Here is a 15547-nt window from a genome sequence, read left to right as displayed (position 1 = left end):
TGTACGACAGGCCAGGGACGCAGTTAAGCTGGTTTGACCTGTTTGGAGCATACGTAAATGTTGACCCTGGAGAATCTCTTCGTCCTGATGTTGCTGGCCACGGCAGGCGCTTGGTTATGGCACAACCACGGGCTGCGCGAAAAGGCCCTGGAGCGGGTCAAACAGCATTGTGCAAAGCTCGACCTGGAGCTTCTGGATGACGCCGTTGCGCTCAAACGCATCGCGTTCATCCGCGATGCAAACGGCAAGAAGCGCCTGGCCCGCGTCTATGCCTTCGAGTTCACCGTGACCGGTGAACAGCGCCACCCTGGTACCGTGACCCAGTTCGGCGCCCACAGCGCCCAGATCGAACTGGCCCCCTACCCATTCGAGATCAAGACGCCACCAAGGGCTGACAATGTGATCGAGATGCAGCAGTGGCGTCAGGAGCACAATCGCTGGCGCAACTGACCCTCAGATCAGGCTATCCGCCAGAGCCTTTCGTAGCAGCGGCTCTGGCTGCACCTGTTCGAAGATCAGCTCGATGCGCGAATCCTTGCGCCATTCGCTCGGCTGCCACTGCGCCAATTCACCATTGAGCCCATTGAATGACTGCCATCCATCGGCACTGTGGATAACACCCTTGGCACGCCGCCACGGCCAGGCCGAAAGAAACGCCTGTATACGTTGTGGTTCGAATCGCTGACTGGGGTGCCAGCGCCAGCCGATGCTCCACCCTCCATCTCCCTCCCGGGCCGCACAAATCGGCAGGGAAGGATCTATCCACAGGGCTGAAAGCGTTGTGGATAGACTTGTCTTGGGCAAATCATCAACCGAACCGACATTCATTTGATGTGTGGATGAAACAGGCAGTGTTTCGAGCTCGACCAACCCCTGCTGGGTCCAAAGCGTGCGGGTGCGGGAAAAATTGCTGTTTATCAACAGCTTGGAATTTTCATCCACAGCGTCGGCCTTGTTCAGCACAACAAGAGATGCCGCTTGCAAAGCCTGTTGCTGAGCGTTTGCCAACGGCTCACCTCGGGCCAGTGCCTGAGCATCCAGCACTATCACCAACGGCTGCACTGCCAGCACCCCAACCCAAGGTGCCTGCTTCAACTGGTCCATCAACTGCACAGGATGACCAAGCCCGGAAGGCTCGATAAACAAGCGGTCAGGCCGAGCCTTGCGCAGCAGGCGGCCGAGGCCGACCTGGAACGGTGTACCGTTCACGCAGCACAGGCAGCCGCCTGCCACCTCGCCGATGGCAATACCGTCCTCGTCGCGACTGAGCAACGCCGCATCAAGGCCGACCTGGCCAAACTCGTTGACCAGCACAGCCCAGCGTTCGTTTGCAGGGCGCCGGGCCATCAGCTGGCGGATGAGGCTGGTCTTGCCCGCCCCCAAGGGACCGGCGACGACGTGGGTGGGGATGTTTTGCAGCATGCCAGCACTTCTAAGCGGAATTCACTCCACTATGACCCGTCAGGCCAGCCAGTCAAGGCTGAGCAGCAGACGCCGCTGGTCACTGGCCGGCGAGCGGTGGATAAGTCCCGCACCTTCATTGCCCAGCCATTTCTCTCCTTTGACAACTGCCACCTCACCCGCCTGCAAGACGCGAATGTTATCCACAGGCGCCGCGGCCAAGTGCAGACCAACTCGTTCTGTTGCGCCTTCTTCCAGCCATTCACTGCCAGGGCCGACGTAAGTGGTGAGCAAGCGCAAAGGCACGTTATCCACATGGAAGCGCGGGCACATGGCACCTTGCAGCACCCGCAGCCGCAGCCCCACCCGCCGCGCCCCGACCAGGCAGGTGTAAGCCGATACCAGCCACATCACATCGGCCACAAACCCCTCGTAGCCATGCAGGTCGGCAGCCTCCTGCAGTAAGCCAGGCAATTGCGGCGGCTCGTGCTCGTTCACATCGAGCACGCGCTGGTCAGCCAGGGACCGACCGAGGCTGACCGCCAAGGTGGCAAAATCTTCGACCTGCGCAGGCAAACGGCGCTGCCAGACAGCCAGGTTAACGCCATCTTCGAAGATTTCGGTGAGCACCTTGGGTGCCTCACCAAAGGCCTGGCGGATAACCCGCGGGCACGCCAGGTTCATGCTGCTTCCTCGGCCTGCCAGGGACCGAACGGATCTGGCAGGCGCAGCCAGGCCATCGGCCCGAGTGCCATTTCCTCATCGGTCAGCAGGCAGGCGTCCAGCTCTGTGGATAACTGCACGAAGTCGATGTTCTGCCCGATGAATACCAACTCCTGGCGGCAGTCACCGGTTTCAGCGTGCCAATGCTTGAGAATATCCGCTGTGCTCTGCTCGTCCTGCGGCCAATGCTCGCGGGGAACAAAACGCCACCAGCGCCCGGCCAGGCCATGACGCATCATGCCGCCCGCCTGCGACCAGCTTCCGGCTTCCTGGAACTTGCTGGCCAGCCAGAAAAACCCTTTGGAGCGCAGCAGCCGGCCGTTGCTCCAAGTGTTGTGGATAAAGTCAAAGAAGCGTTGTGGATGCAGGGGACGACGGGCTTCCCACGTACTCGCCGCGATACCGTACTCCTCGGTTTCCGGTATGTGCTCGCCGCGCAGCTCTTGCAGCCAGCCTGGTGCCTGCGCTGCCAGGTCGAAGTCGAACAGCCCGGTATCGAGAATCCGCGCCAGCGGCACCTGGCCCATGACCATCGGCACGATCTGCGCGCGGGCATTGAGGCTTCGCAGAATGGCGGTGAGCTCTTCGCGCTCGTGCTGGCTGATCAGGTCGATCTTGCTCAGCAGCAGCACATCGGCGAACTCGACCTGTTCGATCAACAGGTCGCTGATGGAGCGCTCATCGTCTTCCCCCAGCGTCTCGCCGCGGCTGGCCAGGCTGTCGGCTTGCTGGTAATCGCGCATGAAGTTCAGGCCATCGACCACGGTGACCATGGTGTCCAGGCGCGCCATGTCGGACAGGCTACGGCCTTGCTCATCGCGGAAGGTGAAGGTCTCGGCAACCGGCAGCGGCTCCGAGATACCGGTGGACTCGATCAGCAGATAGTCAAAACGACCCTCCCCGGCCAGTCGCGCGACTTCCTCCAACAGGTCTTCACGCAAGGTGCAGCAGATGCAGCCGTTGCTCATTTCAACCAGTTTTTCTTCCGCGCGGTTGAGGCTGACGTTGCGCTGCACTTCGCTGGCGTCGATGTTGATCTCACTCATGTCATTGACGATGACCGCGACCCGAAGGTTGTCGCGGTTACGCAGTATATGGTTGAGCAAGGCGCTCTTGCCGGCACCCAGGAAGCCGGACAGCACGGTGACAGGGAGGCGGTTGGACATGGTGAACCCTCTTCAGGCGGACGCACTCGAAACGATGCATTTGCATAATGTTATAAAGTAACAATACAATTTCGCCAAGCCATACTCGTCGCAATCGTATTTCGGAGATGGAAATGAATCTGCCACCTGCGGCCCTGGCGCTGCTGCTCCTGACGCCTGTGCCCGCCCTGGCATTGGCTTCAGGTAGTTCGCTGGTGCTGTGCACCAGGAGCGCAACGCTGCTCGCCTGCCAGGACGGCAACGGCAGTTACTACAGCGTGCGCACTGAAGGCAGCCATTTCTACCTGCGCGGCTTCGACACGACGACGCGTCGTCTCTGGTCCCAGACAAACAGTCGCTACGGCCCATTGACGTTCTTTACCGGTTTGGCCAGTGATGGCGAAGCCTGGTTCGGCTACAGCCGACGGGTTGGCTGGACCACGTTGAATCGCGTGTCCAGTTCCAGCGGCCAGCGTTTCAATTTGCACTGCAGCCTGGTCGGCGGATGTCGCTGACCCTATTTCTGGTAAACCCCATGACTAGCCTGATGCTCCCGGACATTGCCACCCAGCCCCAAGCACACGCCATCCCGCTCGATTGGGTCGGCATGCGCGGTATCGCCGTGCCTATCCAGTTAGACGGTCGTCAGGTGCCGGCCATGGCCGATGCGGGTGTCAGCCTGGTGGATGGCAATTCCCGAGGCATCCATATGTCTCGTCTGTACCTGGCACTGGAAGCGCTGGAAGCGCAGCCATTGACGCCCTTGGCCATTCGCCGTCTTCTCGCAGACTTCCTCACCAGTCACGAGGGGCTTTCCAACGCGGCTTATCTCAGCCTGAATTTCCAGCACATGCTGAAGAGGCCCGCATTGATAAGTCCGTTGGCGGGTTGGAAGCGCTATGCAGTCAGCCTCGAAGCGCGGATTGCAGATGAAATGTTCCACGTGGAACTATCCGTTCGTGTGCCTTATTCCTCAACGTGCCCCTGCTCGGCAGCCCTTGCAAGGCAACTGATTCAACAGCAGTTCGAGGCTGACTTCGCCGGGCAGCACCTCGAGCGCAGCGCGGTACTGGAATGGTTGGGCACCAGCCAAGGCATCGTCGCGACACCGCATAGCCAGCGTAGCCAGGCGATGGTCAGCGTGCGCCTGCAAGATAGACTGGCGTTGCTGCCCATTACTGAATTGATAGACCGGATTGAGGCTAGCCTGGGTACGGCTGTGCAGACCGCAGTAAAGCGTGCAGACGAACAAGCGTTCGCCTTGGCCAACGGGCAGAACCTCATGTTCTGTGAAGACGCCGCTCGGCGACTGCACCAGTCGCTGCAGCAGTTGAAGTGGGCGACGGCCTTCAAGCTGCGCGTGGAACATGCAGAGAGCCTGCATGCCCACGATGCGGTAGCCAGCAGCCAGTGGCAGTGGTGAGGCTCAGGTGCGAGGTTTGACTGTTCCACAGTCGTTGCCGAGCCATACGGCACGGGTATTCATGCTGCCCTGTTGCTGAACGCCCGAGGCATTGAAGGTGCCGTTGACCTGGGTGGTGAACTCCTTGTCACTGAGGAAAGTCGCCTGGCCAGTGCCCTGAGCCTTTGGGCAACTGAACTGGAACTTCCAGACATTACCCGTTCGGTCGGTGATCTTCTGGGTGCATCCAGACTTGGGATCCTGCAGCGGGATATCGTTGGTCTGCACCTGTTCACGCGTCAGACACGAGCGCACGCCATTGCCGCCAATCGTAACGCCCTGCTTGGCCAATACCCCTTCCATCATGGCCCGCTGTTCAGGGGGCAGGTTCTTCAATTGCCCGAGCATGAACTGCATATCGGGTAATGGCTTGCCATCGACCTGCATGTTGCTGGTAGTCAATTCCCACAAACCAGGTTGCAACATCTGCGCATTTACCAGTGGGCTGCTCAGGCCCAAGGCCAGGGCCAACAGTGGCAGACGAATCTTCATGTAAGGACGCTCCTCGTAAAGCCGGCCAACGGGCCGGGCTCAGCCTTAGACGCCAAATCCGCTTTCAGGTTGCAAGGCGGAGGTGGAACGTGTTCTGTTATCCGCTGGGTATTCGGCAAGCAGGATGCGTATGGATTACCACAGCCCCTACTTCTTCGGCTACGTGCTCGGCCTGATCCATTTGCTTGGCATGATCGCCGCGTTGCACGCAGTGTTCACCGTGCGCACTGCCCAAGGTGCAATTGCCTGGGCCATGTCACTGTTCTTCATTCCTTACCTCACACTGATTCCCTACCTGATCTTTGGTGCGAGATCCTTCTACGCCTACATCCAGGCCCGGCGCCAGGCCAACCAGGAAATGCACGTGGCCATGGCCAACCTCAACTGGCGGCCTTGGGTTGAAGAAGCCCTCACCGCCAGAGAGTCAGAAAGCTACGCGGCCTTGCGTGCCATGCCGAAACTTGGACGGATGCCTTGCCTGGCCAATAACGAAGTGAAGCTGCTGATCAATGGTAAAGCCACTTTTGAGGCGATCTTCGCTGCCATCGAGCAGGCACGCGAAGTGGTATTGGTGCAATTTTTCATCATCCACGACGACGGTCTTGGCAAGGAGCTGCAGCAGTTGCTACTGCGCAAGGCGGCTGAGGGTGTGAAGGTATTCGTGCTGTACGACCGTGTCGGCAGCCATGCGCTGCCCGCGAGTTACAGCCAAGCGCTGCGTGATGGTGGTGTGCAGATCCATGCCTTCGCCACCCGCCGCGGATGGTTCAACCGCTTTCAGGTCAACTTCCGCAACCACCGCAAGATCGTCGTGGTCGATGGCCTGCTCGGCTTCATCGGTGGGCATAACGTAGGGGACGAATACCTTGGCAAGGATCCACACCTGTCACCTTGGCGCGACACCCATGTGCAGATCGGCGGCCCGGTGTTGGCCTGCCTGCAGGAGTCGTTTGCCGAGGACTGGTACTGGGCCACGCGCCAGCTGCCTCCTTTGATCCTGCCCGACACCTACCCGGACAACGGTGTACTGTGCCAAGCGTTGGCCAGTGGCCCGGCAGACCCACAGGAAACCTGTTCGCTGTTCTTCATCGAGGCCATCCACTCGGCGAGCAAACGCGTCTGGATCACCAGCCCCTATTTCATTCCCGACGAAGCCGTGTTCGCCGCCTTGCGCCTGGCGGTACTGCGTGGCGTGGACGTGCGCGTGCTTATTCCGTCTCGGCCCGATCACAAGATCGTCTATGCGGCCTCCAGCCTGTTTGCGTTCGAAGCGGTACGTGCAGGTGTAAGGATGTTCCGTTATCAGCCTGGCTTCCTGCACCAGAAAGTGGTGCTGGTGGATGACGAGGTCAGCGCGATCGGCAGCGCCAACCTGGACAATCGCTCATTCCGGCTCAACTTCGAAATCACCTTGCTGACGGTGGACCGTCCATTCGCTGATCAGGTAGAGGCAATGCTGCTGGAAGACTTTGAACAAGCCCGTGAAATCACTGCTGAAGACAGCCGCGATACCCATCGGATCCAGCAGCTGGGAATGCGCATTGCGCGCCTGATTTCACCCATCCTCTAATCGAAGAAGGGGCCGCTTTTGCGGCCCCTCTGCGGTCATTGATGAAGGCTCAGCGATAAAGGTCTTCCCGCGTCCACGGCAGATCATGGTGCCCATCGGCATACGGTTTCACGGCCAGAATCTGGTGCAGGTTGATCCAGCCCTTCTGGAACGCATAGGCACACCCGGCCAGGTACAGGCGCCAGATCCGCAGGGTTTTCTCCGGCACCAACCCCGCAGCCTTGTGCAGCTGGTTCTCCAGGTTCTCGCTCCAGTGATGCAGCGTCTTCGCGTAGTGAAGACGCAAGCTCTCCACGTCCACCACCTCCAGCCCCGCCTCACAGATGCTGGCGCTGATCATCGACAGGTGCGGCAGCTCGCCATGGGGGAAGACATAGCGGTCGATGAACTCCCCTGCCCCACGCCCGACCGGCCGTCCATCGACATGCTTGGCAGTAATCCCATGGTTCATCACCAGTCCACCTTCGCGGACGGCGCCGAACAGTTTCCGGCAATACAACGCCAGATTGGCGTGCCCGACATGCTCGAACATGCCAACGCTGACTACCTTATCGAAGCGGCCATCCTGAGGCAGGTCGCGATAGTCGAGAATCTGCAGGTCGACCTTGTCGGCCAGGCCTTCTGCCTTGACCCGCTCGCGGCCGAGCTTGAGCTGCTCCTTGCTCAAGGTGATACCGAATACCTTGGCGCCGTATTCTCGCGCGGCGAAACGCGACAGCCCGCCCCAACCACAGCCGACATCAAGCAAGTAGTCGCCGGCTTCCAAGCGCAACTTGCGGCACAGGTGATCGAACTTGTCCTGTTGCGCTTGATCCAGGGTGTTGTCGGGCTCGCGGAAATAGGCACAGGAATAGGCCATGTCCTGATCGAGCCAGAGCTGATAGAACTCATTGGAGACGTCGTAGTGATAAGAAATAGCCTCGGCGTCTGTGCTCTTGTCATGCGCCAGCCGCTGTGGCGGAGCTTCATCCTCTTCGCTCAGCAATGCTTCGCTGAGTTCGTCGCAGACGCGGATGGCTTCGCCAATATCGCCTTCCAGTTCCAGCTTGCCCTCCACGAATGCAGTGCCCAGCTGGTCCATGCTCGGGTGGGTCAGCTGGCTGATCAGCTGTGGCTCCTTGACCAGGATGGTGACCTGCGGACTTGGGCCCAGATCGAACTGGTTTCCATCCCACAGTTTCAGCCGCAGCGGCAGATGCAGGCTCTGCAATGCCGGTGGAAGTTGAGCAAGCATGAACACTCCTCCTATCCCTAAAAGGCTACGACGCCTGACATTTCGAACGTCGCCGGAACAGAGTAGTTCATTCGTGGGAGGTTTCCTCTAGACGAGACCAAGGTCTAGAACCAACTGATCTGATAAGGCAACGGATTGTATACAATCCGCACTTCACAGCTTAACCTTATGCCCCTCTCGCGCTTTCTCATCTGGAGTACAAAACCCATGAAATCCTATGACGTGGTGATCATCGGCGGCGGCCCTGGCGGCTACAACGCAGCGATCCGCGCTGGCCAGCTTGGCCTGAGTGTCGCCTGCGTGGAAGGCCGTGCGACGCTGGGTGGCACCTGCCTTAACGTCGGTTGCATGCCGTCCAAAGCGTTGCTTCACGCTTCCGAGCTTTACGAAGCTGCCAGCGGCGACGAGTTCGCCCACCTGGGCATCGAAGTGAAGCCGACGCTAAACCTCGCCCAGATGATGAAGCAAAAGGACGAGAGCGTGACCGGCCTGACCAAAGGTATCGAGTACTTGTTCCGCAAGAACAAGGTCGACTGGATCAAAGGCTGGGGCCGCCTGGATGGCGTCGGCAAGGTCATCGTCAAGGCTGAAGATGGCAGCGAGACCGCATTGCAGGCCAAGGACATCGTCATTGCCACCGGTTCAGAGCCCACTCCCCTGCCCGGCGTGACCATCGATAACCAACGGATCATCGATTCCACCGGTGCCCTGGCCCTGCCCCAGGTCCCCAGGCACCTGGTGGTAATCGGTGCGGGCGTTATCGGCCTGGAACTGGGTTCGGTATGGCGCCGCCTGGGCGCACAGGTCACCGTCATCGAGTACCTCGACCGCATCTGCCCGGGCACCGATGAAGAAACAGCCAAGACCCTGCAAAAAGCGCTGACCAAGCAAGGCATGGCCTTCAGGCTCGGTAGTAAAGTCACCCAAGCGCAGACGCAGGCCGAAGGTGTCAGCCTGACCCTGGAGCCGGCTGCGGGTGGGGCCGCCGAAACGTTGCAGGCCGACTACGTCCTGGTCGCCATCGGCCGTCGTCCTTATACCAAGGGCCTGAACCTTGAAAGCGTCGGGCTGGAAACCGACAAGCGCGGCATGCTCAGCAACGAGCATCACCGCACCTCGGTAGCAGGTGTATGGGTGATTGGCGACGTCACTTCCGGCCCTATGCTGGCGCACAAGGCCGAAGACGAAGCGGTCGCGTGCATCGAGCGGATTGCCGGCAAACCGCATGAAGTGAACTACAACCTGATTCCGGGCGTGATCTACACCCGTCCGGAGCTGGCTACCGTTGGCAAGACCGAAGAGCAGCTGAAGGCCGAAGGCCGCGCCTACAAGGTCGGCAAGTTCCCCTTCACCGCCAACAGCCGTGCCAAGATCAACCATGAGACCGAAGGCTTCGCCAAAGTCATCGCCGATGCCAATACCGATGAGGTGCTCGGTGTGCACCTGGTCGGCCCGAGCGTCAGCGAGATGATCGGCGAGTTCTGCGTAGCCATGGAATTCGCCGCCTCGGCTGAAGACATCGCCCTGATCTGCCATCCGCACCCAACCCGCTCCGAAGCCCTTCGCCAGGCAGCGATGAACGTGCACGGTATGGCCATGCAGATCTGATCCATCTGGCTCCGCCGGTTTTTTCGAAATACCATTGATGCACGTTTTCGATCAAACCAGCGGGGCCCACCGGGTGAGCATCAATTTCGATCTGAACGACCTGCAGGCGTTTCGTGCAGTGGTCGAACAAGGCAGCTTCCGCCGCGCCGCCGATACCATTCGCATCACCCAATCGGCGCTGAGCCGGCGTATCGAAAAACTCGAATCGGCATTGGGCGTGAAACTGCTCGAACGCACTACTCGCAAGGTGTCGCTGACCAATGTCGGGCGTGCCTTTCTACCCCAGGTCGAGCGCCTGCTGGACGACCTCGACCTGGCGCTGCTCAGCGTCGGTGATGGTGGCTCACTGCGTACCGGCACCCTGACCATCGCCTGTGTGCCGTCAGCCGCCTACTACTTCATGCCCCATGCCATTCGGGCCTTCCATGGGCAATACCCGAAAGTGCGCATCAACCTGTACGACGCCTCGGCCAACGAAGTGAGTGCCGCCGTAGCCTCCGGCGAAGCGGACTTCGGCCTGAGCTTCACCGGCAATCTCGCACCGGAGATCGAGTTCAGCGACTTGCTTGAGGAACGCTATGTCATCGCCTGCCGCCACGACCACCCGTTGGCCAAGCAGGACACGGTGACCTGGGCGCAAGCCTACGAACATGAGTACATCAGCCTGAGTAAGTCGTCTGGCAACCGCCTGGTCCTGGATCGGGCGCTGGCCGGCATGCAGGTGAGTAGAGAGAGTGTTTGCGAGGCCAGGCATGTGACCACCCTGCTGGGCCTGATCGAAGCGGGCCTGGGAATTGCCGCGGTGCCGTCGATTGCGCTGCCGCTGTCACCCCATCCAATCCTGGCCAGCGTTGCACTGGTCGAACCGCAGGTCAGCCGCAAGATGGGCCTGCTCAAGCGCCGCGGCCGCACACTCACGCCTGCGGCACTCGAGATGGTAAGGCTGATCCGGGAGTTGCCCGGCGTATTACCGGGCGACTGAATCCAGGCCGGTAGCACGTACGTCAGGCTGCGCGGCAGGTGAGGCCAGGTACTGCAGAAGCTTTTTTGCCTCGGCGGGGTGCTCGGCGCCTTTTGGAACAGCGGCAGCGTAGCGGGTCACCGACTGCAGGCTTTCCGGAATCTTGCCAACCAAGGTCACACCCGGCACCGGCAGCAACTCGGCAACCTGCTGGAAACCAAGCTCATAGGTGCCCTGAGCCACCTGCGAGGCCACCGGTATGCGCTCGACCATGGTGCTCTTGCCGACCAGGCGGTCCTCGATACCCAGCTTCTTGTACAGCTCCGTCTTGATATAGACGCCACTGGCGCTATCCGAATAGGCCACCGATTTTGCCGCCAGCAGCGTCTGCTTCAGCTGATCGGGGGTACCGATCTGCGGCTTGGGCTGGCCCTGCTTGACCACCATACCGATGCGCGAGTCGGCAAGCTCGACGCGCGAAGCCGGGTCGACCTTACCCTGACGGATGAGCTCGTCCAGCGCATAGCCGACCATGATCACCACGTCAGCGTGCTCGCCGCGAGCGAGGCGATTGGGGATCGCCTCGGGTGCCTTGCCCATCGAGGGCCCGAGCACGGTGACCAGTGTATCGCCGCTCTGCGCGGCATACTTGGGCCCCAGTTGCTTGTAGGCGGCGGTGAAGCCGCCCGAGGTCATAACGGTCAGTTCAGCAGCCTGGGCAAGGCTGCAGCCAGCCAGGAGAGCAGCGGTCAGTAACGCTTTCATCGAGTTCCTCATACAGCCACCGGTGTGCGGTTGGCAAAGCGACGGTACAGCATCCAGGTAGCGACGAATGCACAGAGCGCGGCAAACATCATCCAGTAGGCGGGTGCCGCCTTGTCATTGGTGACATGGATCACCCACGTCGAGATTGCCGGGGTGAACCCGCCGAACAGGGCAGTCGCCAGGCTGTAAGCCAGCGAAAAACCTGCTACACGGACTTCCACCGGCATGATTTCGGTCAGCGCCGGGATCATCGCACCGTTGTACATGCCGTACAGGAACGAGAACCACAGCAGCACTTCAAGCATGTGGCCGAAGGTCGGCGCCTGGGCCAGATAGGTCAGGGCCGGGTAAGCGGTGATCAGGGTCATCAGCGACATGACCAACAGCAGCGGCTTGCGCCCCAAGCGATCGCTGAGCGCACCGCCGATGGGCAACCAGATGAAGTTCGACACCGCAGTCAGCAGGGTCACCAGCAGCGCATCACCGGTACTCAGTTGCAGCACAGTCTTGCCGAAGGTCGGCGCGTATACCGTGATCATGTAGAAGGCAGTGGTGGTCATGGCCACCATCAGCATGCCGTACAGCACGATGCCGGAATTGGCAGCCAGCGTCGCCAGTACCTGTTTCATGGTTGGGCGATGTTCGCGGGCGGCGAACTCCTCGGTTTCCTGCAGGCTGCGACGCAGCAGGAAGATCACCGGGATGATCATGCAGCCAACAGCAAACGGTACCCGCCAACCCCACTGGCTGAGCTGGTCAGGCGTCAGCCACTGGTTGAGGGCAAAGCCGAGCGCCGCAGCGACGACGACCGCCACCTGCTGGCTGGCGGACTGCCAGCTGGCGTAGAAGCCCTTGTGCCCAGGCGTGGCCATTTCGGCCAAATACACAGATACGCCGCCGAGCTCCGCGCCGGCCGAGAATCCTTGCAACAAGCGCCCGATGAGTACCAGCGCCGGGGCCAGAAGTCCGATGCTCTCATATCCGGGCACCAGCACGATCAGCAAGGTCCCACTGGCCATGATCGCCAGGGTTACGATCAGCCCTTTGCGCCGGCCTACGTCATCGATGTAGGCCCCGAGGATCACCGCACCCAGTGGGCGCATGAGGAAGCCTGCGCCAAACACGGCGAAGGTCATCATCAACGAGGCGAATTCGTTGGACGCGGGAAAGAAGGCCGCCGCGATATGCGTGGCATAGAAGCCGAACAGGAAGAAGTCGAACTGTTCGAGGAAGTTTCCGGACGTGACCCGGAAGACCATACCGGCCTTGGACTTGCCCTCGGGCACCGAGTGTGATGGCAGACTCATGGTGTGGATCTCCAGCGTTTCTTAATAATTGTAAGTGCTTATTTCGAGAATCATCGTCGAAAGCGGCGCTGGAGATAATCGTTCATTTTTCATTAATTGATGCACAGGGGCGATCAATCAGGCGAGCACTGCGCTTGTTTGAAGCAGACAGTGAACTCGGTTCAGCATTTCTTGAGCGTTTTAATTGTCCTGTCTTGTGGAACAATAATTCACTTTCAGACCCAATTGTCTTGATCAGCTCTTAGCTCCAGAATGGCCCCATACCGCAGACAACGCCACCGAGCACAGCGCGGTGAGCCATTCGAACTCAAGCATCAGGAGCTATTAAATGATCAATTTCACAGGTACAACTGCAGTCGTAGGTCGCGTGTTGCTGGCCGTGCTATTCCTGCTGAGCGGCTTCAGCAAGCTGACCTCGCCGGAAGGCACCATTGCGTATATCGAATCAAGCGGCCTGCCCTTCCCGGTACTGAGCTACCTGGCAGCACTGGGTGTTGAACTCGGTCTTGCAGCATTGCTGATCATCGGCTTTCAAACCCGCATCGTCGCGGTGGTCATGGCGCTGTTCACCGTAATGGCAGCCTTCGCTTTCCATAACAACCTGGCGGACCAAGGGCAGTTCATCAACTTCTTCAAAAACCTCTCGATCGCAGGTGGCCTGTTGCAGATTGCAGCGTTTGGCGGCGGTGCGCTGAGCGTGGATGCGCTGCTGGCGCGGCGGGCAGGCAAGACGGTGTTGAAAACGGCCTGAAGGCTAACTGAAGTTCAGAGCTGGGGTAGCCAGGCCAAAAACTAGTTCGCTTTAGCATGGTAGGGCGCGTTAACAGTGTAAAGGCGCACTTGGGTATCGCCGACTTTCAGCATACTGACCTTGTTCCAATTGTTCGGTATGGAAGCGAAATCATCAGGCGGTTCGCTGTTACTTATCAACCAGACTCTGCTTTGGCTGACGGGTAGTTTTTCAAGGCTGTCGAGGTAGATTTTATCGGCATCATTGTTCACCAGCGTGCCAAATCCATAGTTACCTGGCCGACCCGACGCGCCGTCGGCCAAGGGTGGCGTATAGAGCAGTGGAACCGAACCGGTCTTATTGTAGTAGACGTAGCTGAAATACCAGAAAAGATCGCTGACGACGATACGGTCATCAGTACGATAATTTTCATTTACGAAGTTGACCAGCTTGTCGAACTGATCATCATCCTTTTGGTAATAACTGCTCAGGCCAACCACCTCTACGGCCAATAAGGCCGCCAGTGTGATGAGGGCGGTGTAGCGATAATGACGCTTCATTCGCTCAATGGCGACTGCCAGCACGATCGGTAAGCCCAGGGCCGAAAACATCAGATAGCGCTCGACCAGAAGAGGCGTTATCCATGAGATTGAAAACACGACGATCAACGGTAGAAACGTATATATCGCCATGAGCACAAGGAATTTATGGCGGCTTCGATCATGCAGACAGACAGCGCCCGTTACCAGCGCCAACGCCAGTGGCAGACCAAGGTAGACTGGCCATGCCAGGTTCAGGCCATCGGAGAGAACCATAAACTGCCAGATTGTCGATGGCAGGGAATACAGTGTAACGGGCAGTATCCAGCCAATATCACCACCCGCCTTGAGTTGGTCAAGGTGCTGCAGCAGGTCTATCAAGCTGGGGATCCACGGGGTATATAGCAGGACGATCATGCCGTTGGCTATCCACCATGCTGGCCGATCGACCAGGCGGTGTTTTTCACCTCGTACAAGCAATAGATAAGCCCAGTGGGACAGTACGCAAAGGCCCGTGAAATAATGCGTATAGAAACTTGCCGCCATTAACAGTACATAGACGAAAAGGTAGCGGTGTCGCTCAGGATTTTTTATCCAATATACAAGTGCAATGGTTGCTCCCAGCAGCAAGAAACCCATCAGGGCGTACATGCGCGCTTCCTGGCTATAACGCACGGCAATGGGCAGCAAGGCCAACATGACACCGGCCATTACTGCTGCGCGACGTGTGGCAACCAGGCAAACCAGCCACATGCTCAGGGCTACAGTACCGACACCGGTCAGCACGCTGATGAACCGGACCGAGAAGACACTGTCCCCGAATGCGCCTATCCAGGCATGTAGAAGGAGAAAGTAAAGGGGTGGGTGTACGTCATGGGCGCTGTGGGTCCAGATGAGCGAGGGTGAGTACTGGCTCATTAACAAACTAGAGCCCTCATCGCACCATATCGCGGAGGCCGTTGAGCCATATACTCGAGCCAGCATGGCGAGTAACAGGATGGGCACCGGCCAGAGTCTCTCGGCCCATAGGGCGAGTGTCCCGAACTTGATCATAGTGCCGGGAACTGAGGCTTGCGCGCTGACGTTGCGTTCGTGAAACCTCATGGTTCCTCCAGCCCAGCGCAGCCGTTGTGAGCGCTTTTTACCCGACGTATTGCAATCACTGGGTCAATCGATCAGCGCCAGGCATTCCTCATGGAAATCGTCAAAACCTGAGTACCACTGTCAAAATGTAGTACACGATTACCTGCCTGCTGCTTATCGAGGACCTTCGGCAGCGCTTGCCGCCGCGCATGGAAATGGGGCTAGGCCTACGTGCGGGCTTGGCTATCGTCGCCGTGGCGCTATTACTCGACCGGCTCTCACGAGGCCTGCTCAGCCGTCGGGCTGGGCCACAACTTCAGTAAGCCCGGGAGAACACGGCGGGCCGTTCTGGCCCGCCACAACTTTTTTGCATGTTCTAAGATAGACACCATCGCCCTTAAAGCTGGAGTTCGGAAGGTGAGTTCGCCGGACGCTTACCCTAAGATTTGATATCCCAAATCTTAAGCCAAGGCTCATAGGACTCCCTCACGCCGCTACCACGACCAGATTTGATTCTTCTATCGATC

Annotated in this window: 15 protein-coding genes and 1 pseudogene; 8 read left to right on the top strand and 8 right to left on the bottom strand. The window is 59.2% G+C overall.

Annotated elements, in window-relative coordinates; translation table 11 throughout:
• Nucleotides 1–57 precede the first annotated feature (57 nt).
• Nucleotides 58–450, top strand: coding sequence for a DUF3301 domain-containing protein (locus CQW31_RS17010; protein ID WP_054884785.1), 393 nt, complete (start codon nucleotides 58–60; stop codon nucleotides 448–450).
• A gap of 3 nt (nucleotides 451–453) precedes the next feature.
• Here the strand turns inward: CQW31_RS17010 and CQW31_RS17005 are convergent, their stop codons facing one another.
• The 3 genes from CQW31_RS17005 to zigA are packed head-to-tail and all read right to left on the bottom strand — an operon-like array spanning nucleotide 454 to nucleotide 3290.
• Nucleotides 454–1422 carry a GTP-binding protein gene (locus CQW31_RS17005; protein WP_099814984.1) on the bottom strand — a complete coding sequence of 323 codons (969 nt, stop codon included), beginning with the start codon at nucleotides 1420–1422 and terminating at the stop codon, nucleotides 454–456.
• Nucleotides 1423–1461: 39 nt separating this feature from the next.
• Complete coding sequence (locus tag CQW31_RS17000; protein ID WP_099814983.1) at nucleotides 1462–2085, bottom strand: DUF1826 domain-containing protein; 624 nt, start codon at nucleotides 2083–2085, stop codon at nucleotides 1462–1464.
• A complete protein-coding gene (gene zigA, locus CQW31_RS16995) occupies nucleotides 2082–3290 on the bottom strand; it encodes a zinc metallochaperone GTPase ZigA (protein WP_099814982.1) in 1209 nt (402 codons plus the stop codon). Before zigA ends, CQW31_RS17000 begins: the two co-directional genes overlap by 4 nt.
• 113 nt (nucleotides 3291–3403) lie before the next feature.
• On the opposite strand from zigA, the gene CQW31_RS16990 reads away from it, so the two are divergent.
• Nucleotides 3404–3784, top strand: coding sequence for a hypothetical protein (locus tag CQW31_RS16990; RefSeq protein WP_054884789.1), 381 nt, complete (start codon nucleotides 3404–3406; stop codon nucleotides 3782–3784).
• Nucleotides 3785–3804: 20 nt separating this feature from the next.
• Complete coding sequence (folE2, locus tag CQW31_RS16985; protein ID WP_099814981.1) at nucleotides 3805–4692, top strand: GTP cyclohydrolase FolE2; 888 nt, start codon at nucleotides 3805–3807, stop codon at nucleotides 4690–4692.
• A gap of 3 nt (nucleotides 4693–4695) precedes the next feature.
• On the opposite strand, the gene CQW31_RS16980 is transcribed toward folE2, so the two are convergent.
• Nucleotides 4696–5223, bottom strand: a complete 528-nt coding sequence (locus CQW31_RS16980; RefSeq protein ID WP_099814980.1) for a DUF3617 domain-containing protein — start codon at nucleotides 5221–5223, stop codon at nucleotides 4696–4698.
• A gap of 130 nt (nucleotides 5224–5353) precedes the next feature.
• On the opposite strand from CQW31_RS16980, the gene cls reads away from it, so the two are divergent.
• On the top strand, nucleotides 5354–6793 hold the full coding sequence (gene cls / locus CQW31_RS16975) for a cardiolipin synthase (RefSeq protein ID WP_054884792.1): 1440 nt from the start codon (nucleotides 5354–5356) through the stop codon (nucleotides 6791–6793).
• Nucleotides 6794–6842: 49 nt separating this feature from the next.
• Here cls and cfaB read toward each other — a convergent pair whose 3' ends face one another.
• Nucleotides 6843–8027 carry a C17 cyclopropane fatty acid synthase CfaB gene (cfaB, locus tag CQW31_RS16970; RefSeq protein ID WP_054884793.1) on the bottom strand — a complete coding sequence of 395 codons (1185 nt, stop codon included), beginning with the start codon at nucleotides 8025–8027 and terminating at the stop codon, nucleotides 6843–6845.
• A 207-nt stretch (nucleotides 8028–8234) separates the two neighbouring features.
• Between cfaB and lpdA the strand changes: the two genes are divergently transcribed.
• Together lpdA and CQW31_RS16960 are read left to right on the top strand one after the other, a co-directional pair.
• Nucleotides 8235–9635: a dihydrolipoyl dehydrogenase gene (gene lpdA, locus CQW31_RS16965; RefSeq protein WP_054884794.1), complete on the top strand. Its 1401-nt coding sequence runs from the start codon at nucleotides 8235–8237 to the stop codon at nucleotides 9633–9635.
• Nucleotides 9636–9708: 73 nt separating this feature from the next.
• On the top strand, nucleotides 9709–10617 hold the full coding sequence (locus tag CQW31_RS16960) for a LysR family transcriptional regulator (protein WP_054884849.1): 909 nt from the start codon (nucleotides 9709–9711) through the stop codon (nucleotides 10615–10617).
• Here the strand turns inward: CQW31_RS16960 and CQW31_RS16955 are convergent.
• Both CQW31_RS16955 and CQW31_RS16950 read right to left on the bottom strand, forming a co-directional pair.
• Entirely contained in the window at nucleotides 10603–11373 is a 771-nt protein-coding gene (locus CQW31_RS16955; protein WP_082433507.1) for a substrate-binding domain-containing protein, read from the bottom strand. The genes CQW31_RS16960 and CQW31_RS16955 overlap by 15 nt on opposite strands.
• A complete protein-coding gene (locus CQW31_RS16950) occupies nucleotides 11370–12668 on the bottom strand; it encodes an MFS transporter (protein ID WP_099814979.1) in 1299 nt (432 codons plus the stop codon). The genes CQW31_RS16955 and CQW31_RS16950 overlap by 4 nt, the downstream gene beginning before the upstream one ends.
• A 328-nt stretch (nucleotides 12669–12996) precedes the next feature.
• Here CQW31_RS16950 and CQW31_RS16945 point away from each other — a divergent pair, with 328 nt between their 5' ends.
• A complete protein-coding gene (locus CQW31_RS16945) occupies nucleotides 12997–13419 on the top strand; it encodes a DoxX family protein (RefSeq protein WP_099814978.1) in 423 nt (140 codons plus the stop codon).
• 41 nt (nucleotides 13420–13460) lie between these two features.
• On the opposite strand, the gene CQW31_RS16940 is transcribed toward CQW31_RS16945, so the two are convergent.
• Complete coding sequence (locus tag CQW31_RS16940) at nucleotides 13461–15041, bottom strand: glycosyltransferase family 39 protein (RefSeq protein ID WP_099814977.1); 1581 nt, start codon at nucleotides 15039–15041, stop codon at nucleotides 13461–13463.
• Nucleotides 15042–15226: 185 nt separating this feature from the next.
• On the opposite strand from CQW31_RS16940, the pseudogene CQW31_RS32180 reads away from it, so the two are divergent.
• Nucleotides 15227–15343: pseudogene (locus tag CQW31_RS32180) on the top strand (proline/glycine betaine ABC transporter permease); the annotation flags it as partial.
• Nucleotides 15344–15547: the final 204 nt, after the last annotated feature.

This window comes from Pseudomonas sp. 382, assembly GCF_002759075.1.
Taxonomy (GTDB): domain Bacteria; phylum Pseudomonadota; class Gammaproteobacteria; order Pseudomonadales; family Pseudomonadaceae; genus Aquipseudomonas; species Aquipseudomonas vlassakiae.
Note: the sequence above shows the minus strand (reverse complement) of the source record. Positions and strands in the feature narration are given on the sequence as shown.

Excerpts from the sequence above, each read along its gene's own strand:
- CQW31_RS17010 (WP_054884785.1), top strand. The coding sequence starts at position 58 with ATGTTGACCCTGGAGAATCTCTTCGTCCTGATGTTGCTGGCCACGGCA.
- CQW31_RS17005 (WP_099814984.1), bottom strand. The coding sequence starts at position 1,422 with ATGCTGCAAAACATCCCCACCCACGTCGTCGCCGGTCCCTTGGGGGCG.
- CQW31_RS17000 (WP_099814983.1), bottom strand. The coding sequence starts at position 2,085 with ATGAACCTGGCGTGCCCGCGGGTTATCCGCCAGGCCTTTGGTGAGGCA.
- zigA (WP_099814982.1), bottom strand. The coding sequence starts at position 3,290 with ATGTCCAACCGCCTCCCTGTCACCGTGCTGTCCGGCTTCCTGGGTGCC.
- CQW31_RS16990 (WP_054884789.1), top strand. The coding sequence starts at position 3,404 with ATGAATCTGCCACCTGCGGCCCTGGCGCTGCTGCTCCTGACGCCTGTG.
- folE2 (WP_099814981.1), top strand. The coding sequence starts at position 3,805 with ATGACTAGCCTGATGCTCCCGGACATTGCCACCCAGCCCCAAGCACAC.
- CQW31_RS16980 (WP_099814980.1), bottom strand. The coding sequence starts at position 5,223 with ATGAAGATTCGTCTGCCACTGTTGGCCCTGGCCTTGGGCCTGAGCAGC.
- cls (WP_054884792.1), top strand. The coding sequence starts at position 5,354 with ATGGATTACCACAGCCCCTACTTCTTCGGCTACGTGCTCGGCCTGATC.
- cfaB (WP_054884793.1), bottom strand. The coding sequence starts at position 8,027 with ATGCTTGCTCAACTTCCACCGGCATTGCAGAGCCTGCATCTGCCGCTG.
- lpdA (WP_054884794.1), top strand. The coding sequence starts at position 8,235 with ATGAAATCCTATGACGTGGTGATCATCGGCGGCGGCCCTGGCGGCTAC.
- CQW31_RS16955 (WP_082433507.1), bottom strand. The coding sequence starts at position 11,373 with ATGAGGAACTCGATGAAAGCGTTACTGACCGCTGCTCTCCTGGCTGGC.
- CQW31_RS16950 (WP_099814979.1), bottom strand. The coding sequence starts at position 12,668 with ATGAGTCTGCCATCACACTCGGTGCCCGAGGGCAAGTCCAAGGCCGGT.
- CQW31_RS16945 (WP_099814978.1), top strand. The coding sequence starts at position 12,997 with ATGATCAATTTCACAGGTACAACTGCAGTCGTAGGTCGCGTGTTGCTG.
- CQW31_RS16940 (WP_099814977.1), bottom strand. The coding sequence starts at position 15,041 with ATGAGGTTTCACGAACGCAACGTCAGCGCGCAAGCCTCAGTTCCCGGC.